The 22,872-nt window shown below is 49.6% G+C and carries 22 protein-coding genes; 17 read left to right on the plus strand and 5 right to left on the minus strand.

All coding sequences use genetic code 11. The annotated features are described in order from the left end of the window. Positions 1-42 precede the first annotated feature (42 nt). The 4 genes from AB8880_04235 to AB8880_04250 all read left to right on the plus strand — a co-directional run bounded on the left by AB8880_04235 (position 43) and on the right by AB8880_04250 (position 5,209). Complete coding sequence (locus AB8880_04235; protein ID XDZ66613.1) at positions 43-1,029, plus strand: TAXI family TRAP transporter solute-binding subunit; 987 nt, start codon at positions 43-45, stop codon at positions 1,027-1,029. A 63-nt stretch (positions 1,030-1,092) separates the two neighbouring features. Beyond that, positions 1,093-2,610, plus strand: coding sequence for a sulfatase-like hydrolase/transferase (locus tag AB8880_04240; GenBank protein XDZ66614.1), 1,518 nt, complete (start codon positions 1,093-1,095; stop codon positions 2,608-2,610). Then, a complete protein-coding gene (betC, locus tag AB8880_04245) occupies positions 2,607-4,232 on the plus strand; it encodes a choline-sulfatase (GenBank protein XDZ66615.1) in 1,626 nt (541 codons plus the stop codon). Before AB8880_04240 ends, betC begins: the two co-directional genes overlap by 4 nt. Positions 4,233-4,279: 47 nt before the next feature. Further along, positions 4,280-5,209 (plus strand): AEC family transporter, encoded by a 930-nt coding sequence (locus AB8880_04250; GenBank protein XDZ66616.1) that lies wholly within the window; start codon positions 4,280-4,282, stop codon positions 5,207-5,209. 249 nt (positions 5,210-5,458) lie between these two features. On the opposite strand, the gene AB8880_04255 is transcribed toward AB8880_04250, so the two are convergent. The 5 genes from AB8880_04255 to AB8880_04275 form a co-directional block, all read right to left on the minus strand. Further along, positions 5,459-6,379, minus strand: coding sequence for an NAD(P)-dependent oxidoreductase (locus tag AB8880_04255; GenBank protein ID XDZ66617.1), 921 nt, complete (start codon positions 6,377-6,379; stop codon positions 5,459-5,461). Then, positions 6,376-7,383, minus strand: coding sequence for a transketolase family protein (locus AB8880_04260; protein XDZ66618.1), 1,008 nt, complete (start codon positions 7,381-7,383; stop codon positions 6,376-6,378). Before AB8880_04260 ends, AB8880_04255 begins: the two co-directional genes overlap by 4 nt. Beyond that, positions 7,376-8,212, minus strand: a complete 837-nt coding sequence (locus AB8880_04265) for a transketolase (protein ID XDZ66619.1) — start codon at positions 8,210-8,212, stop codon at positions 7,376-7,378. The genes AB8880_04260 and AB8880_04265 overlap by 8 nt, the downstream gene beginning before the upstream one ends. 209 nt (positions 8,213-8,421) lie before the next feature. Then, on the minus strand, positions 8,422-9,438 hold the full coding sequence (locus AB8880_04270) for a LacI family DNA-binding transcriptional regulator (protein ID XDZ66620.1): 1,017 nt from the start codon (positions 9,436-9,438) through the stop codon (positions 8,422-8,424). A 193-nt stretch (positions 9,439-9,631) separates the two neighbouring features. Further along, on the minus strand, positions 9,632-11,266 hold the full coding sequence (locus tag AB8880_04275; protein XDZ66621.1) for a GMC family oxidoreductase: 1,635 nt from the start codon (positions 11,264-11,266) through the stop codon (positions 9,632-9,634). Positions 11,267-11,336: 70 nt separating this feature from the next. Here AB8880_04275 and AB8880_04280 point away from each other — a divergent pair, with 70 nt between their 5' ends. From AB8880_04280 to AB8880_04340, 13 genes are all read left to right on the plus strand, one after another. Further along, on the plus strand, positions 11,337-12,563 hold the full coding sequence (locus tag AB8880_04280) for a mandelate racemase/muconate lactonizing enzyme family protein (GenBank protein XDZ66622.1): 1,227 nt from the start codon (positions 11,337-11,339) through the stop codon (positions 12,561-12,563). A 28-nt stretch (positions 12,564-12,591) separates the two neighbouring features. Continuing rightward, positions 12,592-13,146, plus strand: coding sequence for a TRAP transporter small permease (locus tag AB8880_04285; GenBank protein XDZ66623.1), 555 nt, complete (start codon positions 12,592-12,594; stop codon positions 13,144-13,146). Between the two features lie 28 nt (positions 13,147-13,174). Continuing rightward, positions 13,175-14,458, plus strand: coding sequence for a TRAP transporter large permease (locus tag AB8880_04290; GenBank protein XDZ67017.1), 1,284 nt, complete (start codon positions 13,175-13,177; stop codon positions 14,456-14,458). Between the two features lie 85 nt (positions 14,459-14,543). Continuing rightward, the gene (gene dctP, locus AB8880_04295; protein ID XDZ66624.1) at positions 14,544-15,590 is read left to right on the plus strand and encodes a TRAP transporter substrate-binding protein DctP; all 1,047 of its coding nucleotides are present in this window, start codon (positions 14,544-14,546) and stop codon (positions 15,588-15,590) included. 109 nt (positions 15,591-15,699) lie between these two features. Next, positions 15,700-16,428, plus strand: a complete 729-nt coding sequence (locus AB8880_04300) for an SDR family oxidoreductase (GenBank protein ID XDZ66625.1) — start codon at positions 15,700-15,702, stop codon at positions 16,426-16,428. Next, entirely contained in the window at positions 16,419-16,679 is a 261-nt protein-coding gene (locus AB8880_04305; protein XDZ66626.1) for a UxaA family hydrolase, read from the plus strand. Before AB8880_04300 ends, AB8880_04305 begins: the two co-directional genes overlap by 10 nt. After that, the gene (locus AB8880_04310; protein ID XDZ66627.1) at positions 16,660-17,865 is read left to right on the plus strand and encodes a UxaA family hydrolase; all 1,206 of its coding nucleotides are present in this window, start codon (positions 16,660-16,662) and stop codon (positions 17,863-17,865) included. Before AB8880_04305 ends, AB8880_04310 begins: the two co-directional genes overlap by 20 nt. Then, positions 17,862-18,611: an SDR family NAD(P)-dependent oxidoreductase gene (locus AB8880_04315; protein XDZ66628.1), complete on the plus strand. Its 750-nt coding sequence runs from the start codon at positions 17,862-17,864 to the stop codon at positions 18,609-18,611. Before AB8880_04310 ends, AB8880_04315 begins: the two co-directional genes overlap by 4 nt. Positions 18,612-18,627: 16 nt before the next feature. Next, positions 18,628-19,341: an SDR family NAD(P)-dependent oxidoreductase gene (locus AB8880_04320; protein ID XDZ66629.1), complete on the plus strand. Its 714-nt coding sequence runs from the start codon at positions 18,628-18,630 to the stop codon at positions 19,339-19,341. A gap of 63 nt (positions 19,342-19,404) precedes the next feature. After that, positions 19,405-19,926, plus strand: a complete 522-nt coding sequence (locus AB8880_04325) for a thiamine pyrophosphate-binding protein (GenBank protein XDZ66630.1) — start codon at positions 19,405-19,407, stop codon at positions 19,924-19,926. Beyond that, complete coding sequence (locus AB8880_04330; protein XDZ66631.1) at positions 19,820-20,821, plus strand: carbohydrate kinase family protein; 1,002 nt, start codon at positions 19,820-19,822, stop codon at positions 20,819-20,821. Before AB8880_04325 ends, AB8880_04330 begins: the two co-directional genes overlap by 107 nt. A 29-nt stretch (positions 20,822-20,850) precedes the next feature. Further along, positions 20,851-21,837: a tagatose 1,6-diphosphate aldolase gene (locus tag AB8880_04335; protein XDZ66632.1), complete on the plus strand. Its 987-nt coding sequence runs from the start codon at positions 20,851-20,853 to the stop codon at positions 21,835-21,837. Between the two features lie 137 nt (positions 21,838-21,974). Further along, positions 21,975-22,862, plus strand: a complete 888-nt coding sequence (locus AB8880_04340) for a DMT family transporter (GenBank protein ID XDZ66633.1) — start codon at positions 21,975-21,977, stop codon at positions 22,860-22,862. Positions 22,863-22,872: the final 10 nt, after the last annotated feature.

The following is a 22,872-nucleotide window of genomic DNA, read 5'->3' on the forward strand; positions in this document are numbered from 1 at the left end:
GATCGAAGACAACACCAGATCAGCTCTAATTCGGAGGAGAAAATGAAAAAATCAAAATTTGTTACAGGTGCTTTTGCAGCTCTGGGCTTGATGTTCGGATCTAGTGCCATTGCTGAAACCTATTTATCTATCGGCTCAAATCCGGTCGGCAATACGGCGTATCAATGGGCGGCAGGAATTTCTGAGTTGGTCAACAAGAATGTTCCAGGAGTAAAGGCCGCAGCAGAGGGCACCAAGGGTTATGTAGCCAATGTGCAGCTGATGCTCGATGGCAAGGTCGAAGCCGGGTTTTCAAACACGCGGCTTGCCTATGAAGCCCATCATTCTCAGGGCTCCTACAAAGGGCAAAAGCAAGGCCAGATTGTGGGTTGGATGTCGGTCAAGCCGATTTATATGCAGGTTATTGTTAAAGAGGACTCTGACATCAGATCGCTCTCGGATCTCAGGGGCAAGCGGGTTGGCATGGGGCAGCCGGGTGGAACCTCAATGCTTGATGCTGATTTGTTGATGGAGACAGTTGGATTGACGCCCGGACAGGATTTCAAGGAATTCAGGGTGAAACTACCGACAATGGTAGACATGCTTGGGGATAATCAACTTGATGCACTGATCTGGAGCGGAACGCCTCCCATGCCGCCTGTTATCAAGCTTAAATCACAGCATGATGTTCGGTTTCTCGACATTCCCCGCGATATCTCGGAGAAAATAATGAAGGTGTCACCCGCCTATACGAAAGGGGATCTGAAGGCCAATGTCTATGCGGACCAGCCAAATGAAGTGAAGTCATACATGCTCGGGAATGTTCTGCTGATCAAGGCAGACATGCCGGAGGAGATCGTGTATCAGGCGACGAAGGCGGTGATGGAGAACCTTGATTTCATGGCAACGGTTCACCCGGCTTGGAAGACCGTTCAGAAAGATGCGATCGTAAACGGGTTTACAATACCAGTTCATCCGGGTGCCTTGCGCTATTACAGGGAAGCAGGCGTTGCAGGCATCGAAGAGTTTGCCAAACGCGTCGGAAACTGATGTTTTGGCCACACGTCCTATTGGGCGTGTGGCTTCTCCCTATTTTTATAGAATTCTGAGCCAATGAAAATCGTCTTTGTACTGCTGGACTCGCTGAATCGTAATGCAATGACGCCTTATGGTTCGACATCTGTTCATACACCAAATTTCACACGGTTTCAGCAGCGTGCGGTCACTTTTGACAATCATTATGTCGGTAGCCTGCCCTGTATGCCGGCAAGGCGCGATCTTCACACCGGCCGAAGCCATTTCCTGCATCGCAGTTGGGGGCCGCTTGAGCCATTTGACGATTCTTTTCCCGAATTGATGAAGCAGAATGGCACCTACACGCATTTGATCACCGACCATCATCATTATTTTGCTGACGGCGGCGCTACCTATCATCAGCGTTTTTCGTCATGGGAGCTGGTGAGGGGGCAGGCAATAGACCGCTGGAAAGCCGAGGTTGCGCCTGATCTTGAGGCGTTGAAATCAGCCTATCACCCTGTTCAGCACCATCGCACCAATTATATGATCAATCGGCAATTCATGCCCGAGGAAGTTGATTATTGTGCGCCGCAATTATTTGCACTCGCAGATGAATTTCTACACCGCAATCATCATGCCAAGAACTGGCTTTTACAGCTTGAATGCTTTGACCCTCATGAGCCGTTTCACGCGCCATCACGCTTCCGTGAGCTCTACAAAACGCAATATGAAGGGCCTATTCTGGATTGGCCAATTTATGACAGAGTTACAGAAACCCCCGAAGAAATTGCTGAATTGCGCGCCAATTATTCAGCATTGGTGACGATGACAGATGAATATTTCGGTCGCTTGCTTGATTTTTTTGACGAGAAAAACCTGTGGGCCGATACCGCACTTGTTCTGACTACCGATCACGGGTTCCTTCTTGGTGAGCATGATTGGTGGGCAAAGAACCGTATGCCCGTCTATGACGAGATCGCACATATTCCACTGATGATCTATCACCCTGATTTTGCCAATATGGGCGGTAGCCGAAATAGCGCCTTGACACAGACCACGGATATTATGCCCACTATGCTGGATATGGCGGGTATACCCATTCCCGACGATGTTACCGGACATTCACTGATGCCGGTTTTGCAGGGTCAGAAAAGCAAACGGGAGAGCGTGATCTTCGGCTATTTTGGTGCGGCGGTGAACGTTTGTGACGGACGCTACAGCTATTTCCATTATCCGACCGTCTCGGGCGCCGATCATCTTCATGAATATACATTGATGCCCACACGGATGACGACCCGTTTTTCTATCCGTGAGTTGCTTGGCGCCACCTTGCACCCATCCTTTGCTTTCACCAAGGGTGTGCCGGTGTTGCGCCTTGACCCTAAAATAAATGATGAGGGAGAGCCAGTCGAAGTCCAAGGCATGGACTTTGTCGATACACAATCGCAATTGTTTGATCTGGTAAATGATCCGGGGCAACTTAAGCCACTCGAGGCCCCCGACATAGTGGAGCGCTTGCGTCAACAGATCATCAAAAATATGATTAACCTTGATGCACCGGATGAATCCTATCATCGATTTGGTTTTGCTGTTCCCGGGAAGCATGCGAAATGACCAAAAAACCCAACATCTTGATGATAATGGCGGATCAGTTGGCCGCGCAGGCTCTGTCTGTTTACGGGAATGGGATATGCCAGACCCCCAATCTTGAGCGTCTTGCCTCACAAGGTGTGACCTTTACGAACAATTATTCAAACAATCCGCTATGTGTTCCGAGCCGGGCATCCATGTTAACGGGCAAACTCAGCCCTGAAATCAAGGTCTATGACAATGCCAATGAAATTGCCTCATCATTGCCGACGATGGCGCATTACATGCGCGCACTGGGCTATCAGACGTTTCTATCCGGCAAGATGCATTTTATTGGCCCTGACCAACTTCATGGATTTGAGGAGCGCCTGACCACCGATGTTTATCCGGCGGATTTTCAGTGGATTGCCGATTGGTCAGCGGGGCCGGCATTCGTCCCGTCAGGAACGGCGTTGAATGGGGTTGTTGAGGCGGGCCCCTGTATCCGCACGATGCAAGAAGATTATGATGATGATGTCGAGTTTCAGGCGCGCCGCAAGATCTTTGATTTGGCGCGGCAGGAAGATGGAAAACCGTTCTTTGGTGTGATTTCGTTCACGAGCCCGCACACGCCCTTCAATGTCACTCAGAAATTTTGGGACCTCTATGATCATGAACAAATAGGCCTTCCCGATGTGCCAGCGATTCCCTTTGCCGAACTTGATTACTTTTCCAAAGCGTTGTTTTTTGCGCATGGGCGGCATCGACATACCGTCACCGAGAATCATCTGCGAAATGCACGCCACGCCTATTTTGCAATGATCTCCTATCTGGATGAAAAGATTGGTAATATTTTAGAACAACTGGATGACACCGGACTACTTGATAACACGGTGGTGATGTTTACATCGGATCATGGTGAGATGCTCGGCGAGCGTGGCATGTGGTTCAAGCAATGTTTCTGGGAGTGGTCTGCCCGGGTGCCGCTGGTGATTTCGGTGCCGGGCGGCCGCCGGAATGAACAGGTTGCTGTAAACACGTCTCTGGTAGATTTGCTTCCAACACTGATAGGGTTGGCTGGTGGCGCTGCAGGGCTGCCTGAAGAGATGGTTCATGGCCTTGCGGGAACAGATCTTGGCGCTTTTTTAACTGGAGATGATGAAGATTGGCCTGATTGTGTCATTGCCGATTATCTGGCCATTGGCCCTTGTGTGCCGTGCCGGATGGTCAGGAAGGGGCGCTATAAGTATATATTCACGCATGGCAAGCCTGATCTACTTTTTGATCTTGTCGATGACCCGCAGGAATTGAACAATCTTGCGCTCGACGCTAAGCATGAACCGGCACTTGATGAGTTGAAACAGGTGGCAATGAAAGATTATGATCCGGTCGGGTTGATGGAAGAGATAATAATCAGCCAGCGATATCGCCGTTTTGTGGCGACCGTTGGCGGGCGTCAACCATCATGGGATTATATCGCGTATCAGGGTGATGCTGAACGCTATGTTCGCCGGGACGGTGTTGATGGAACGAAATCGCGACTTCGACTGCCGCGAGTGGCTACAATACCGCCTGATATGCCTGATCTTGCCGCAGACATCATTGACCGGATGATGGCGGGTGAATTGGATTTTGACCAGATGAAAGATGCATGGAATGCAGGGTAACGAATTTGGTCTCTTTATTGATTTCATTGTGATACCAATATCCCACCGTGAGTGACATTTTTTCAACAATCTCTGCTGTTTTGTTACTGGTATTCGCCGGGCATATACTTTGGCGCCAAAAATTTGTTCCTGTCTCTTTTTGGGATGGACTCTCAAAGATCTGCTATTGGATTTTGTTTCCATGTCTGCTCTTTGATTTGATGTCCACGCTTCAGTTGGATGCACCGTTTTTGCTGCCATTTGGTCTTACGATACTTGTGGGCTCGACTTCAGTGGTTTTCTTCGGACTTTTCTCGGGATGGCTGATTGGAGCAAGTGGGTCAACCACCTCATCGCTTGTTCAGGGTGGGTTGAGATGCAACGGTTTCTTGATGTTGGCATTTGTACAGGGTGCCTTTGGCATGGCTGCCCTTGAGATTGGTGCCCTGAGTGTTGCGATACTCGTTCCAATCGCCAATATCGTTTCCGTTCTGGTGATTTTCTTGTTGGGCGACAGTAAGAAGGACGCCGATCTTGGCCAGGCTATTTTTACTGAATGTGCCCGCAACCCCCTTATCGGGGCGATCATCCTCGGTGGGCTGGTCAATGTCTTTGCTGTTCCGATCCCGGGTTTTGTCAATGTATCAACCGAACTGCTCGGCCGATCTTCATTGCCCATGCTGTTGTTATGCGTGGGGGCATCAATCAGAATTGCCGGATTAGGGGCTCACAAGATGGCATTGTTTTTGGCAGTGTTGTCAAAGCTTATTGTCCTGCCATCCATCATGATGATCGCCGGCCTTTTCCTTGGTTTGGAAAAACAGGTTCTGCTCGTGCTGGTTGTTTTAGCGGCGGCCCCTACAGCCGCTTCATCCTACACGCTGGCACAGCAGCTTGGAGGAGATGTCCCGCTCATGGCTGAGATCATTACCGTACAGACGTTGGTGTCGGCTATCGCCATTCCAGGGTGGGTCATGGCAATGACCATGTTGCTGTAAGGCCAGAAATTGCACATTTCGTAAATTGGGGCAGAAGATGATGCCTTCATGCCTGGTTTGATTGAATTCTCATCATTCGACATATTTGAGATCTGACAAACATGTGGCCACGGTCACTGGTAACGAAATTCGCCTCATGACTTTTGCACTCTTGGTTCAACATATAATCTGTTTTTTAAAATTGCGTGTAAGCTGCTGGTGTCACCTGCGATTACAACTCGGTGCATTGAGCCAAGATAGAGGTCAGCATTATTCTAAATTGGAGTTCTCAAGGGTTTCTTTTGAAAATTTTTCATCAAAATATTCAAGTACGGCTGTGCAATCCTTGCCGCCAAATCCAGCTTTTGCTGCGTCATCAAAAATTTGCCTTGCGAGTGGTCCAAAGACGGCATTGCCTTTCATGTTGCTGAACATGGCCATGGCCATGGACAAATCCTTGATACCCATGTTGATCGGAAAGTCGGCGGCGGTGTCCCCGCGCAGAACCTTTTTCGGAAAATTGGTCAACAACTGGCCGCGTCCAGCTGCGGTGTTCTGCAATAGATCAACGGTTAACGGACGGTCCAGCCCTGCTGCTTTAGCAAGTGCAAGCACCTCAGCGGTTAACACATGATTGATCATGCTCATATAGTTGTTCACCAGTTTCAACCGCAGACCATAGCCGATGGGTCCTGCGTGAACCACACGTTGTGACAATGCCTTAAGCAGATCAGAGATACGTTCAATATCGCCCGTATCGCCACCGACAAGACTTATCAGATTGCCTGTTGCAGCCTCGGCTGGTGAAAGGCAGACAGGTGCGTCAATGAGGATAGCACCCAGGTTCTGAATCTGTTGCGCCTGCCGTTCAAGCTGGTCAATTTGGCCAGTCGACATTTCGATTACAATGTCTCCGGATTGGATTCCGGCAGAAGCACCGTTGTCACCAAAAAGCACCTCTTCAACATGCCCGCTGGTCGGTAGGATGGTGATAAGGCGGGATGCAAGTTTCATTGCTTCCTCTGGGGATTGGGCTATCACACAGTTTGTGGTTTCTTCGAAGTAACTGCATTTTGTCTTGTCGATGTCGTAGACAACTAGATCCCATCCTGTCTTGATGAGATGAGCCGCCATCGGCGCGCCCATTGTGCCAAGCCCGATGAAGCCAATCCTCTCCTGTCGCCTTTTCATGACGCCATGGCCTGTTTGATCTTCGACGTGATGTCGTCTGCGGTCAGTCCATATTTTTCAAAAAGAAAATCCCGGCTTCCACCTTCAGCGAAACAATCCTGAACACCGATGCGAAAGAATGGTCGCGCGATATTGTTGTCAGCCATTACCTCGGCAATGGCTGACCCAAGCCCGCCAACGACGGTGTGGTTCTCCGCAGTGACAATGATTTTGCTTTGCCTGATCACGTTGAGAACACCTCCAATATCAAGAGGCTTGATGCTCGCGCAATCAATAACACTGATGCTGATACCTTGCTGCTTTAAATCCCGTGCGGCTTGCAACGCTTGTTCAATCATCAGGCCTGTGGCAAAAATTGCGGCGTCGCTCCCCTGATGAAGACATCTGACTTTACCGATCTGCAGAGAAGGGAAGTTGTCGGGACGTAAATCTTGTTTTGTTGCTCGATATAAGCGCAAGTAGACTGGTCCGTCATGCGCCAGTGCCGCCACCACCGCATCCGCGTAATCGGCAGGGTTGGCAGGTTCCAGCACAGTCATATTCGGCAATGCCCGCATTAGTGCAATATCGTCGATCGCCTGATGTGAAACTCCCAGAAGCGAGTCAATACCGGGCATGAATCCGACCAGTTTTACATTTGTTTTGGGGTACGCAACCTGCATCGCGATTTGATCGAAGCTGCGTCTTGACAAAAAAACTGAAAAGGAATGCACAAACGGAATGAAACCTGCCCGGGCAAGACCAGCCCCGACGCCAACCATATTGGCTTCGGCGATTCCTGCCATGATAAATTGGTCAGGTAGATGATCGCGGACTAAATCGGTTTCTGTCGGTGCCGTGAGGTCAGCAGTCAGCGCCAAAATTGATCTATTAGCTCGTGCGGCGGCAAGCAGTGCCTCGCCATAGTATTTGGGAACCGATTTCTGGCTTGCTTGCTGTTTGACAGTGAAATCATCAAGATGCAGGGCATTAGCCTTTGCTATCTCTTTATCTGATTCAGTCATGGCCTGCCTCCAGCCAGCCAAGGGCTTCAACAGCAGCGTCCTTCGGCAACACCATATTGTGACTCTTCCGGCCTTCAAGAAAGGGTACACCCTTTCCCGGTATGGTATGGGCAATAATGCAGGATGGACGTTCCTTGTTAGCCTTGGCCGCTTCGAAACTGGCAAACATCGCATCGAAATCATGCCCATCGATAACCATTGTATGCCACCCAAAATTTTCGAGCTTGGTGTCAACTGGATCTATTGCTGCAACATCACGCGCGTCCCCTTCAACCTGCATGTAGTTTAGATCGATAATCATGATCAGATTTGAGAGGTTGTGCGTAGCTGCAAACATAGCCGCTTCCCATACCTGGCCCTCTTCCAACTCGCCGTCACCAAGCATCAAATAGATGTTTGAGTTCCTCTGTTGAAGCTTGGCGCCCATTGCCAGCCCTGCGGCAACGGACAAACCCTGCCCAAGTGATCCACAAGTGCATTCAATCAGTGGCTTCAACCGCTCGGAAGCGTTGATTTCCAGCACAGATCCGTCAAGGCAGTAATCTTCCAGCATCTCCAGAGCAATCAATCCAGCTCTGGCGAGGGTGCCGTAATAAACTGCTGTGTTATGTGCCGTTGACAGTATGAACCGGTCTCGGTCTGGCCATTCAGGATTATTGCTGTCGAAACGGAGTTCCTGAAAAAAGAGATGGGTGAACAGATCTGTTGCTCCAAGACCTTGCTGAACATAGCCTTGACCATGGCGTGCAACCATGCGGATTACATCCTTGCGTATGGTTTTAGCGATGGCTTGTAACTCACTCAGTTTTGTTCTGTTACCTGTTTTCATGCAGTTTCCGGCCCTGTATCATCTTTTTTCCCTTCTTCTCGGCTTAAAACACCTTCATCTGTTCCCGGGAAGTGGTAGACCTTCTGAATGATACCGGTATCATATTCCAAATCAAGTAAGTTTTATGTCTGGAATGACGGATCAGGGTAACTGGGAGAGCATTTGGTGGTGATATCAGAGCTTTGTATTCAATACCGCGATCTCATAGTTCATGCGGTATCACGGACTTTCAAGTCAAACCCGACATCATTAATTCGGTTGATGTCATTTTCACCTTTTATAAGGCGGATGGCAATCTCGGCGGCTTTCAGGCCAATACGTTGGCGCGGTACCGAAATAGTTGTCAGTGCAGGCTTGTGAATTGCGCCTATGGAGGTATTGTCAAAGCCTGCCAGCGCGACGTCATCTGGTATTTTGATATCGTTACGCTGGCATTCCATGAGTGCACCAAACGCGATGATATCCGACGAAGCAAAAACACAGTCAAGGCCATGTCCTTTGGTCAGCAAGCTTTTCATCGCTGCTGCGCCACTGGCAAACTCATACGTCGCTTCGCGTGTTATTGAGGGATCAAATGGCCAGCCATGCTTTTGAATTGCTGCCTTGTAGCCGCGCAAACGGTCTTGGGATCTGTCATTGTTCTCTAGAATTCCGCCAATATAGCCGATGTTCTTATATCCACGCGAAATCAGGAACGATGTCATTTCAAATGATGCTTGATAATTCGACATGCCCACACAGATATGGTTGCTTTTGTCTGATATATTCCAGATCTCAACTGTTGGTATCCGATATTGAGCAATCAGTTCTTCTGCCGCTTTGGTATGTGTGTGGCCAGTCAGTATCAGTGCATCAGCACGGTGAGAAATAAAGGTGCGGATAATGTCTTCTTCTCGTTGCAGGCAATATTCATTGCTACCAATCAAAACCTGAAAACCTTCGGGCATCAGGCTGCTGGTGATAGACTGAATTGTGTCGGCAAAGATTGAATTGGATAGCGTTGGCACGATGATGCCAACCATATTGCTGCGGCGGTTTGACAGGCTGCCAGCAGCAGCATTGCTGATAAAGTTAAGTTCAATAGCCGCCGCTTCGACTTTTTTTCGTGTGGCAGGTTTGACCAGATGCGACTTGCTTAGGGCACGGGACGCGGTGATCGGCGAAACGCCGGCAATTCGTGCTACATCACGAATAGTAACCGGCTTGTGATGCAATTTTGGTGGCACGGTTGACCTCGTATACTGCTTGCGCATTGACTTGGGTAAGACAGACTATCTCCGGCTTACGATCTGATCAAATGCTACCCGTCCATATATGCTGGGCAAGCTTTTACCCAAGGTAAATATAACACAAGAGCCCGTCATATGATGAACATTAGTATCACAGACAGTCTGAAGATCGTTAAGGATTTAAATATGCTTATTGAGTGCAATGTTGCAGAATATGATGGGCGGCTTTTTCACCAATCATGAGTGAAGGTGCATTTGTGTTGGCCGATGTAATCTTTGGCATAACTGAGGCGTCTGCGACATATAGCCCCTCAACTCCATTGACGCGCAATTCTGGATCGACCACTGCGCTGGAATCTGCCCCCATACGGCATGTCCCCACAGGATGGAAAACTGTACCTCCGTTGTTACGGATGTAATTTAGAATCTTCTCATCGTTATCAACATCGCTACCGGGGACAATTTCGGTATCCCACAAACCCCGAAAAGCAGACATGTGATAAATTTCCCGCATGATTTTGACGCCTTCAACCATAACTTTTTGATCATGTTTGTCAGACATGTAGTTTGGTTGTATTTTGGGGCTCTCGGTTGGGTCTGTTGACCGGATTTCAACAGACCCCCGAGACTTTGGATGACATTGCCATACGGTTGCGGTGAAGCCGGGATAGTCATGCAAGGGTTCGCCTGGTTTGTCGACGGAAAGAGGCATGACAAGAAGTTGCACATCAGGGCGGCCGTTTTTAGCATATTTTGTGCAGGCACCGGCACCAACCTGGCCGGCACCAACTGACAAAATTCCAGATCCGTCCTTCAGCCACTTCAGACCATGAAGGGCCATTTTTAGCGGATTACGGCTGTCTGTGTTCAATGACATCCCGTTTCGCATTTGGACGATTGTTCGCATTTGATAGTGATCCTGAAGGTTCTGGCCCACCTCATCTGACCGATGAATAACAGAGATATTGTGCTTGCGAAGCAATTCGGCAGGACCAATGCCAGACAACTGCAAGATCTGTGGTGATTGCAGGGCGCCCGCACTGACAACGATTTTTCTCGCTTGATAGACTTCTTGAACACCGTTGCGCCGGGCAATGATGCCGGTTGCGCGGTTACCCGAAAAAGTGATCTTTTCTACCAGTGTATCAGAAATAACAGTCAGATTATCGCGGTGGGCAACAGGGTGCAGGAAAGCGCGCGCCGAGCTCGACCGCCATCGTCCATCAAGCGTGAGTTGGTACCTGCCGGCACCAAGCGACTGACTGCCGTTGAAATCGTCAATTTCGGGTAGACCCCATTCAATCGCTGCCTTTAGCCACGCCTCACAGGCGGGGTGCTGCAGACGAAGATCGTCAACCTTGAGTTCGCCAAAACTGCCCCTGAACTGACTCTCGCCACCCTTATACCCCTCCAGTTTTCTGAAAAAGGGTAGAACCGTCTGAAAGTCCCAACCTGTTGCGCCCAGTGCTTGCCAGTCGTCAAAGTCCTCTCTCTGACCCCGGATAAAGATTAGGCCGTTTATGCTGCTTGATCCACCGATGATGCGTCCACGAGGCCATTTTATGGCCCGACCACCGCTACCCTCGCATGGCTCTGTTTCGAAAACGCGTGAAAATGCCTGATTATATATTGTTTTGTAGTACCCAATTGGCAGGCGAGACCAAAATCTGCGGTCGGAACCGCCGGCCTCTAACAGAAGAACTTTGTGATCGGGATTTGCGGATAATCTATTGGCAATGAGGCAGCCTGCTGAACCTGCGCCAACAATAATAAAATCGTAATTGTGTTCCATATTACTCAACTTTTGTAGCACAGTTGATTGCATTGACATTTCAAAAATACATCGTGATGATACCGGTGTCATTAATTTTTTGAGATCCTCTCCGATACGCAAAATGGAAATGAAAAAAAAGAATGTTGATGAAGAGGGTGCGCTTAGCGTTGCAGTAAGGCAACTATCTGGCCAAACTCAGGAAATCAAGCATGTTGAGGCTATTCTTTTACGAGCAAAGATTGAAGTCCCGGTGCGAACATCATTTGGCACCATGAACGACCGTCCAGCATTGCTTGTGCGGGTCACCGACGCAGATGGTTGTGTCGGGCATGGAGAGATATGGTGCAATTTTCCATCACATGGCGCTGAATACAAGGCTGCCCTGTTGGTCAATGAATTTGCGCACTGGCTTAAGGGACGGTGTTTCAGTTCCCCAACAGAAATATTTGATGGGTTAAACGATGCCTTTAAGGTGTTAGCTTTGCAGACTGCCGACCCCGGCACGGTGTCGCAGGTAATTGCTGGCGTGGATCAGGCCTTATGGGATCTGGTTGCGCGCCGTCAAGGGGTAAGACTTTGTGAGTTATTTGGCTCGCCAGGCAAATCTGTAAAGGCCTACGCTAGCGGAATTCATCCCAAAGAAGCAAGCGATCGTGCCGGGCTTGCCCGAGATTGTGGGTTTAGGGCGTTTAAGGTTAAAGTAGGGTTTGGTGGGGATATTGACCAAAAAGGCTTGGTTGCCGCCCGAGATGTTATTGGTGACGATAACCGGTTAATGATCGATGCCAATCAGGCTTGGCTGTCGCCAGAGCAGGCCGCCGATAACATTAATACGTTGCGTCGGTTCAATTTGGCATGGGTTGAGGAGCCGCTGCGTGCCAGCGCCAGGCAAAAAGAGTGGCGGTCCATGGCTGAAATGATTGATGTGCCACTTGCAGGTGGAGAAAATTTGCCGACATTGGATAAAGTTGACGCCTATTGGCGAAAAAAACTGTTTTCCTTCATTCAGCCAGATATCGGAAAAATTGGCGGTTTCACCGGATTGCTTCGCATCTTTGGCAATCCTGCCACTGCCCATCCCCTAACGGATGGTGTGTATTGTCCGCACTGGTTGGGTGGAATGATCGGTCTTGCTGCATCGGCACATATGTTGACTATTGTCGGCGATGCTGGTTTTCTTGAGATAGATGTGAATGAAAACCCGATCAGGGAAAGTTTGGCGGGTTGGGATCTGAATCCAGCGGAGGACGGGCGCATACACCTGCCAACGGGCGATGGTATCGGTATTGTTCCGGATTTGTCCAGGATGATGGAAAAAGGTGTTGATGTTACGATAATGTCGGGATGACTATCTTGTGGTGGGAGGTAACACAGGCATGACTTGGGCAATCAGATTTTTGTCAGCAATCAATGGGGTTCAACTGGGTGTGTTTCGGTGGGGGGCGATGTTACTTGTGCTGGCGATCGCAGCTATTGTGTCGGCTGGTGTGTTCTTTCGATATGCTCTTAATGATAGTCTGTCATGGTCAGAAGAACTGGCCAAATATGCAATGTTGTGGCTGGTGTTCCTTGGTGCACCGATTGCGCTACGCCTTGGCGCTCACCCGAATATAGAGGTCGTCATTTCGAGATTCCCGTCACGGATGACTCGGCTCATACTGACTATCATGCATTTGGCGGTATGTCTGTTTTGTGCCTTCCTTGCCATTAAAAGTCACGATTTCGCTTGGAATGGACGAACGCAGGTTGCCATTTCGGTAGGCGATATCTCGATGTATTGGTTTTTCGTCTCAATACCTTTGGGGATGGCTAGCATGGCACTCGTGTCCCTGCAGCAATTTTTAGAAGACGCATCCTCTCTTTTTAAAAATAGCAGGTTAGAACAGGATGCTTTCGTGGCTAAACACAAGCCGGTTCTTGAAGAGTTTTAAGTAGGGTAATTATGAGGGCTCTGAAATGATTCCTGTCACTTTTATTTGGATCTTGCTTGGCCTGATCAGTGTCGGAATGCCGATTGTCTTTGCGCTTGGAGCAGCTCCGATGCTGGGCTTGATTCTGGCTGACAAAGAAGCCTTCCTGGCGATTATAGCGCAGAAATTGTACATTGGGATTAATCAATTTCCCCTTCTCGCGATACCAATGTTTATCCTTGCAGGGGAGATCATGAATGTTGGCGGAATCACTGAGCGCCTGGTCTATTTTGCAAGGGTTCTGGTGGGGCATCTGCGAGGGGGGCTGGCACATGTTAATGTTATCTCGTCAATTTTGTTTGCCGGTCTGAGTGGATCTGCAGTTGCTGACACGTCGGCTCTTGGCTCAATGCTTATACCAGCGATGGAAAAACAGGGGTATTCGCGTAAATTTTCTGCTGCCGTGACAGCAGCATCGTCAGTGATCGGGCCGATCATACCGCCAAGCATCATCATGGTTGTTTATGCCTACATCATGGAAATATCAGTTGCCGCGTTGTTCCTTGCTGGTATCGTGCCGGGCTTGCTGACCGGGGCTGGGCTGATGATGATGGTGTCAATCATTGCGCGCCGCCGCAAATATCCGGTTGCTGACAGTTTCCCGGGAATGCGCGTTGCTGTTCGCGCTGGCCTTGATGCCTTCTGGCCACTTCTGACGCCAATTATCATCATGGGTGGTATTCTGTCTGGTGTCTTTACCCCGACTGAGGCAGCCGGTGCTGCTGTGGTCTATGCCGTTATATTATGCGCATTCATGAAAAGTCTGCCATTGACCAGGGTAAAAAACATGCTGTTTCGTACAGCGGTATCATCCAGCGTGATATTGTTGGCGGTTGGTATGGCCAGTGTATTCGCTTGGATCGCCACCCTCTCCGGCGTGCCAAAGATCCTGACGGCCTTTTTGTTTGAATACACTGACAACAAATATGTCGTTTTGTTGCTGATTAATCTGCTGCTCGTGATTGTAGGTATGTTTCTTGACGCTGGCCCGGCGATACTGGTCCTTGGGCCAATCTTAACCCCGACGGCAATTGCTGTTGGGGTTGATCCTCTGCATTTCGCCATCATTATGTGCGTGAATCTGACGATCGGTCTAGCCACGCCCCCAATGGGACTGATTCTGTTTGTGGCGTCAGCTGTCAGCCGTGAGAGGATTGAGTCCGTGGTATCGGAGATGGTGCCCTTTTACATCGTTCATATCGCTATTATCATTCTTGTCACATATGTGCCTGCGATTTCCATGACGGTGCCAAAGCTTCTGGGATTTGGTTAGACCTTAAATTACGTTTATTTAATTTATTTACAATTTATGATACCGGTGTCATTATTTTTTAAACAATCAATTGGGAGGAATCAAAATGAAATCTCTTATCCGCAACATAATCGTAGCAAGTATTGTGGCCACTTGTCTGCCTGTGGCCTCATTTGCGGCTGAATTCACATTAAAATACGGCCATGTGGGTCCAGTAACTTCAGATGACCAGGTGCCTGGTGAATTTCTGAAGTCATTCCTTGAGAGCCGTTCTAATGGGCGTATTGCTGTTGAAATCTATCCTGGCGCTCAGCTTGGAAACTTCCGCGATATGATCGAACAGGTGCAATTGAACACACTGGAGCTTACGCATACAACGGTTGGTGGCATTGCCAGCTTCTGGCCTGAACTTCAGGTAACAGATATCCCTTATATGATGAACGGGGATTCGATTGCCGAGCGTATTTCACAGAGCCCATTCTTTGATGAAGTGCGTGAAGAGATTTTGAAAACGACTGGAAATGTGCGCCTTGTTGCTGTTGGCAACACTGGCCGTTGGCGGAATTTCTTTACCACTAATAAACTGATCAAGTCTGCCGCCGACATGAAGGGCGTTAAGATGAGAACCATCAACTCACCATTGCAGATCGAATTTATTAAGGCGCTTGGCGGCAACCCCACGCCAGTTGCCTGGGGTGAGCTGTATACGTCTTTGCAAACAGGTGTTGTTGAGGGGACAAAGAATGCGGCAACCGATATCATTCCGACAAAGATGTATGAGGCTGTGAAATATGTAACGCTTGATGAGCATGCGTATCTCTTTGCCTTCTGGTGGATGTCAGACGCTTGGCTCCAGAGCTTGCCTGCCGATCTGCAGGATCTGGTGATTGACGGCGTACAGCAGGCGTCAATGATTCAGTCTGACTGGAACAAGGAATATGACGCCCGTGCACTCAAGGAGTTTGTTGGTTTTGGTGGTGAAATTTATGTGCCATCGCCAGAGGAAAAAGCAACCTTTGTAGAGGCGCGCGATAAAATGAAAGTTTGGTTCGCTAACAAATACGGTGACACATGGCTGAAGAAATTCGAGAAAGCTGTTGCTGATGCCGAAGCTGATGTTGCCGACAGGAACAAGCGTGTTATCGGCCGTTAATCCTCCAAAACGATCTTGATTTTGGACTTTTGGCGGGCCCGTAGAACTATGGGCCCGCCTTTTATATGAGCTAAAACTTAGCTCAACAACCTGTATCTGGTGGGTGCATATGTTTGACGGAAAGACAATAATAGTGACAGGCGCATCGGGTGGTATTGGTGTTCCTCTGGTCAGTCGTCTAACCGATCTTGGCGCCAGGGTAATCGCCATAGATGTCAATCCACGCGGGGCGGAGATTTTACAATCTCAAATATCCGATACAAGTCGGCTTGTTTATCACTGTTCCTCTCTTGAAGATGAGGCAGCGTGTCGCGCGATTTTGGATCAGGAGACTCGTATTTATGGACTTGTTCATCTTGCCGGCATTTTCGTGCCGGATGATATGACTTTCGGCGATTTGGAGACAGTTTATGACCCGGTAATGGCAGCAAATGTTCGTAATGTCTATGCCCTTTACACTACAATCCGGGCGGCTCTGCTGGAAGAAATTTGCGCGCGTGTTGTGCTGGTTAGTTCACTGGCCTTTCGACGAGGTGCGCCAGGCCATACCGCCTACAGTGCCGCCAAAGGCGCCCTTGTTGGGTTGGCGCGGTCACTGGCTAGAAAAGATGCGCCACAGATCTTGGTGAATGTTGTGGCGCCTGGCTTCATCGATACTACAATGCCGCAGAAAATTATCGCCAAGCGTGGCATTGACACAGTTCTTGGAGAGATACCAATGAAGCGGCTTGGCACTGCGGATGAGGTGGCAAGCGTAATTCAGTTCCTGCTGGGTCCTGACTCGGCGTATGTCACCGGTCAGGTGATAAATGTTGATGGGGGCATCATATGCAGCTAGACGTCGAGGTTGGTAGACGGTTTGTAGTGCTGAACCCATCCGATAACGTGGCAACCTTGTTGGATGAGAAAACCGAAGTTAATCGGCTCAGCGACGGTATGCGCATCGCAGATCATGTGCCCTTCGGTCATAAAGTTAGCCTGCACCCCATTGCCGTTGGTGATGCAATTGTCAAATATGGCGTAATGATTGGGATGGCTACAAAGCCTATCAAAAAGGGTGAGCATGTGCATGTCCATAACTGTCAGTGAACCTGAAATTCTTGATTTTGCCAACAGCCTCGAATGGCGAGGGTATCGAAGACCTGATGGCCGGGTAGGTGTCCGCAATCATAGAATTGTACTGTCAACTGTTGCGCTGACCGACTGGCTTGCTGGCGCGATTGCTGCTACCGATGAAGCCGCATTGTGTATCGTCGGAGCCATTCCCAGAGGTTTGCAGCAAGTTGATGAAGCCATGGTTGAGCGCTTTATCCAAAGCGTGTTGACTCACCCCAACATAGGCGCAGCGCTGGTGATCACACATGACGCCGCATCTTCAGAGAATCTGTCAAAAAAAATCAATGAGATAGTCCCAACTGAATATCTTGCTTTCATGAAATGTGCTGGCCGTCGGCAAGCGGTTGCCGAAGGTGTTGAGAAACTGCAGACGCTTGCCTGGCGACAGGAAAAGCTGGAGCAACACCGAAGCAACGTCAGTTTGGGGGCTGTTTCGATGGCGCTGGAATGCGGTGGTAGTGATATGTCCAGCAGCATATGCACCAACCCTGTCATCGGCGATATTTGTGACCTCATAGTCCATGGCGGCGGATCGGCCGTGGTTTCTGAAACCTCAGAGTTCATTGGCGCGGAGATGGTGTTCGATCATCGGTGCCCTGACCCGGCAGTAAAGCAGGCTGTGCTTGATTTCATTACCTATCGTGCCGAATTAATAGAACAGGACTGTGGTAAAGATTACCGTGGCACTAACCCGACACAGGAAAATATTGACGGTGGACTGACCACTTTGATTGAGAAGTCGATGGGCGCGGTGAGTAAGACAGGAACAACAGATTTTATCTCCGCACTTGAATTTGGAATGTCACCAAATGCACCAGGCTTGCATTTTATGGATACCCCTTTCTTCAGTCCGGTTTCTCTTACCGGCATGATGATGGCTGGCTGTAACCTTGGACTATTTGCAATGGGTGTGTTCAACCCTTCCGGAAATCCGTTGTGCCCCACAATAAAAATCTGTGGCAATCCAAAAACTTTGCGTCATTGGGGTGATGATATAGATGTTGAATTAGATGGCTATTTTACGGGTGAACTTGACCGTGTTGACGCGCAAATAGCCGTACTTTCCAGGATGAATATGGTTTTCAACGGTGCTGATACCGCTGCAGAAGCGATTGGCGAAGGGCAGTTCATGTTACCTAGATTGAAGGATGCACTATGATCAAAGACAGTCTTCTTGTCGTTACAGGTGGCAACAGGGGCATAGGCAGACAAGTTGCCCTGTCCGCGGTGGATGCAGGATGGCGGGTTGCAATAAGCTATGGCCAAAACCGACAATTGGCCGATGAAATGGTTGCCGGCTCAAATGGCAGAATGAAGGCTTTTGCGCTGGATGTTTCCAACCCTGATAGCGTCACGTCGTTCTTCGCCTGCGTTGAATCTGAAATGGGATCGGCAAGCGCACTGGTTACAGCCGCCGGCATTGATAAAGGACCCCGGTCAATTGCTGAGATTGATCATGAGTTTGTTCACTCGACAATGGCGATAAATGTGGTTGGCCTGATACTTTGTTGTCGGGAATTCGCTGCACGCGCCATCAAAAAAGGCGAGGGTGGAGTTGTCGTCAATGTGTCATCAATGGCAGCCACTATTGGTGGTCGGTCACTTAAAAGTGTTTATGCGGCCAGCAAGGGTGCAGTAGATGTGTTTACCATCGGTGCGGCAAAAGAACTTGCGCCGCATGGCATTTCGATGTTTTCGGTCCGCCCTGGCGTAACCCGTACCGATATGACTGGTGATGTGCTTGCCGATCCGGTTACCAAGGCATCAATTGAGGCATCAATTGCCTGCGGCAAGGTGGCTGAACCTGTGGATATTGCGACGCCGGTGATTGAACTGATTTCCGGAAAATTCAAATATGCAAGTGGGTCATTAATCAACCTTGGCGGCGGTGGTTTTGTTATTTGAATGATAGGACGATGTGATGAGTGATATTGACCAGCGTGTCTGGCTGGTGATTGGTGCAAGCCGAGACGGTATTGGTGCTGCCATTGCCAAAGCCGCGGCCGCCCAAGGCGACCGGGTGGTGATCACAGGCGCTGAACCTGAACCATTGTCCATGCCGGCAGGGGTTTCCGCATACCATCAGCTTGATGTGTGTGACACATCGGCGGTGATCTCGCTTGCGAGCGAGTTTTCCCACCTTGATGTGCTTGTAAATTGCGCCGCGATTTCGCGGCGGGATCTTGAAGACGATCTTGAAGTGTTTCGCCATGTTATAGACGTCAACCTTATCGGCAATTTTGACGTGGTGAGGAAATTTGAAAATGCGCTAATTGCAGCAAAAGGGACGGTTATCAATATTGCTTCCATGTACAGTTTTCTGGGCAGTCCAAAAGTGCCTGCTTATGGGGCAAGCAAAGCCGCGATACATCAGCTAACTAGATCACTGGCGCTTAAATATGCACCGCAAGGCGTGAGAGTTAATGCCATCGCTCCAGGATTTGTTGTTACCGAACAAACCGAACGAGGTCGCGCTGATACCCTGCATTATGAAGCGGTAATCGCACGCACACCATTTGCCCGTTGGGGGGTGCCTGATGACATTGCTGGCCCGGCCCTTTTTCTGGCCAGCCAGCAAGCGGCGTTCATTACAGGTCACACCCTTGTTGTGGATGGGGGCTATTCCATTGGTTAGAGCGAAGTTTTTCGGGATTTCGGTCATCGATAGAAGCAGGTGCAGATATTAGAGGATGGCGTTTTGAGAGCATCAGCGGGTTTGATAAAAATATTGAAGGCTTCAGGTGTAGAGACAATTTTTGCGCTGTCCGGCAATCAGATTATGCCACTTTTTGATGCCTGTCTTGATGAGGGTGTCCGCATTGTCCATGTCTGTCATGAAGCCGCAGCGCTCTACATGGCAGAAGCACATGCCCGCATTACCGGTGGCATCGGAGTCGCCATGGTTACCGCTGGTGCCGGTCTTTGCAATGCAATTGCCCCTTTGTTCACCGCGACGCAATCGCAAACGCCGGTTCTTTTGCTCAGCGGTGATTCCGAGGCTAGTCTCGATAACAGGGGTAGTTTCCAAGAAATGGATCAGGTCCAGATCACCAGAGCGGTGACCAAATTTTCTCAGCGGATTTGTCAAACCTCTGAACTTGAACTCATAACAAATGCCGAAATTGCGCCTGCGTTTGAGCGTGCCTTTGCAAGTGGCAAACCGGCCTGTATCAACGTCAGGATCCGTGGGTTTGGTGCCCCGACTTTCGCAAATGAATGAGCCTTTGAGAATAATTGTGGCTGGTCGTGCCACCGTTGATTTGATTATGGAAATCGATCAGTTTTCGGCACGAGGTGAAAAGATGCGTGCGCATAATTCAAGTTTTGTGGTTGGTGGCCCTGGGGCGAATGCAAGCATTGCCATGGCTCGTTTTGGTAGCCTTCCCGCGCTCGTGAGCTATATCGGTGATGATATGATGGGGCAATTCATCCATCAGACGCTCAGGGGTGAGTCGGTTGATATGTCAATGAGTCCGCCAATACCTGGTGCGCGATCATCGGTCTCGGCGGCATTTGTTAACCAAAAGGGTGAGCGCCAGACAATAAATTTTGCTGGGCAGGGGTTCAGCAAACTGTCTCCGGTCATTGCAACTGGTGAGGCGCCATGTGCGGTTTTGGCCGACAACCGTCATCCGGAATTGACAGTTTGGGCAATTGACCTTGGACGCCTGCATGGAGTTCCGGTCGTGATTGATGCTGAAGCGCCGTTTACCGCAGATCATGCCCGCGGTGCAACGCACCTTGCGTTTTCGAGACAGGGCCTAGACTCCTTTGCGTCGGGTCAAAGCATTGAAGCCGGATTAAGACATGCGCGTGAAGATACCGGGTGTTGGGTATGTGCAACGGATGGCGAGAACGGTGTCTGGTATTTGCAGGGTAATGCGATGAAAAATGTCCCGGCATTTCCGGTTGATGCCATCGATACCATTGGCGCAGGTGATGTCTGGCACGGTATTTTTACCCTTTGCCTTGGTGAAGGACAGGATGAAATAGCCGCGATCAGAACGGCGAATGCCGCAGCGGCGATGAAATGCAGACAATTTGGTGGAATAAAGGCATCACCTGACCGGCAAAGCTGCGATGCCTTCATGGAGGAAAAATCGATATGCAATTGACACCGGGAAAGCTTTTGGGCATGCGCAGAATGGCGGACGAAAACGGATTGTTTAAAATGGTGGCTGCTGACCAGCGGCCACCAATCAAGGATCCGATAGCAAAGAAGCTTGACCTGCCCGAAGCACCATGGTCCGAAGTGGCCAGATTTAAAATGGAAATTGTCCGTCAACTTCAAGGGCCGAGTTCAGCTGTCTTGCTGGATCCGCATTACGGAATCCCGGCGGCCTTTGATGTTCTCGGGAGAAGCAAGGGGCTTGTCGTCACGCTTGAGGACTCGGTCTTTAAGGAGACTGGTGAGGGGCGTTTTTCGGCAAATATTGATGAATGGTCGGTTGGTAAAATCAAGCGGCTTGGCGGTGACGCGGTTAAGGTTCTTGCGTGGTATAGGCCGGACGCATCACCTGAAAATATAGCTTTTCAAAAAGATTATGTGAAACGGGTTGGCGATGAATGCGCCCGTTTTGATATTCCGTTTTTGCTTGAACTGTTGCTCTATCCTTTGGCCAGCGAGGCGGCCACATCGCGCGGATATGTAGAGATGAAGGCAAAGGCAAGTGATCAGGTATTGGCCTCAGTTGAGGAGTTTGCCCGCCCGGAATACGGGGTGGATATGTTCAAGTTGGAAAGCCCGGTGAACGCCGACGCGATTGATGGCTCAACCAATGTGCAGGCATTATTTGATGAAATGGGCCGGCTTGCCGGGCGACCTTGGGTTATGTTGTCTGCAGGTGCTGGAAAAGAAGCTTTCCGTGATATTCTCTCGCATGCCTTCAAAGCTGGCGCTTCAGGTTTTCTTGCCGGTCGTGCTATATGGCAGGATGCTTTTGCAGCTTATCCTGATTGGGATAAAGTCGTCGAGGGGCTTGCTGACGGTAGTCTTGGCTATCTCGAGGAAATCGCGACGCTGGCGGACGCAAGTGCACATCCATGGCATCACCATTCCTGTTATGGCGCAAATGGCGCTGTCTTTCATCCTGTTGATGCAATGTTTCGATCCGGCTATGACACGATCTGATACTATAGATCAGAAAGAAGATGATATGTCCAAGTTGTCCAAAGCCATAGAGATGACCACATTCTGTTTTCAGCAAATGCTTTCCCATAAACATCAAACCATCAACCAGGCTCATTTTGTCATTAGATAGCCAGCATATGGATATGCCGGCCCCAAGACAGCATAAAGCCGTGCTGGTTATGGTTTTTGCACTTACTCTGGCAGCGTTGAGCGCCGCCTTTATGAAGCTTCTGGCAGAAACCATGTCGCCGCCGCTCATCAGCTTTTTTCGCTTTGCCGGCTATTTCCTCCTGTTGCTGCCGCTTGCCCTTTTCCGGCATGGGTGGCGAGTGCTCAGACCGCGGCGGCCTCTTGTACAAATTATCCGTGGGCTGACACTGGCTCTGGGAAACATGGCATTCATGTATGGTGTTCAGTATGTTGATTACGCCAATGCAATTGCCATTGTTTATGTCTATCCCTTCATTATGGTCAGCCTGTCGACCTGGGTCTTGGGTGAGTCCGTGTCACAGAAGGCCTGGCTTGGAGTTTTTGGTGGATTTTGCGGTGTTGTTCTGGTGATGAGACCGGAGGTTGCCGGGATTGATTTGAATGGCTTGTTTATCGTTTTTACCGGTTTGATGGTTGCCATCCAGATGCTTCTCAACCGTAAATTGGGTGTCATGATGGACCCGGTTATCGTCGCCGTATGGGGTGCATTTACGGCTACCATTTTATCCGGCTTTACCCTTCCCTTTGTCTGGGGCATGCCGACAAAGTCAGAGATGATTCTGATCATGGGTCTTGCGTTAATGACCGCATTAAGCCAGACATTGATGATTTTCGCGATGTCATTGGCTCCGGCAGGCAGGATCGCCCCCTTCACCTATGTTGAAATTGTTGCGGCGGTCATCATCGGTTTAATCATGTTTGGAACCGTGCCAGACGCTATTTCGTGGATCGGCATGGTTCTGATTGTTGCCAGCGGCATTATGGTGAAAAGAATGCCGGGTGCGCTACGCCTTCGCCGTGGTGAAAAAATCTGAAATAAATCTG

This window comes from Alphaproteobacteria bacterium LSUCC0684, assembly GCA_041228335.1.
Taxonomy (GTDB): Bacteria; Pseudomonadota; Alphaproteobacteria; order Puniceispirillales; family UBA1172.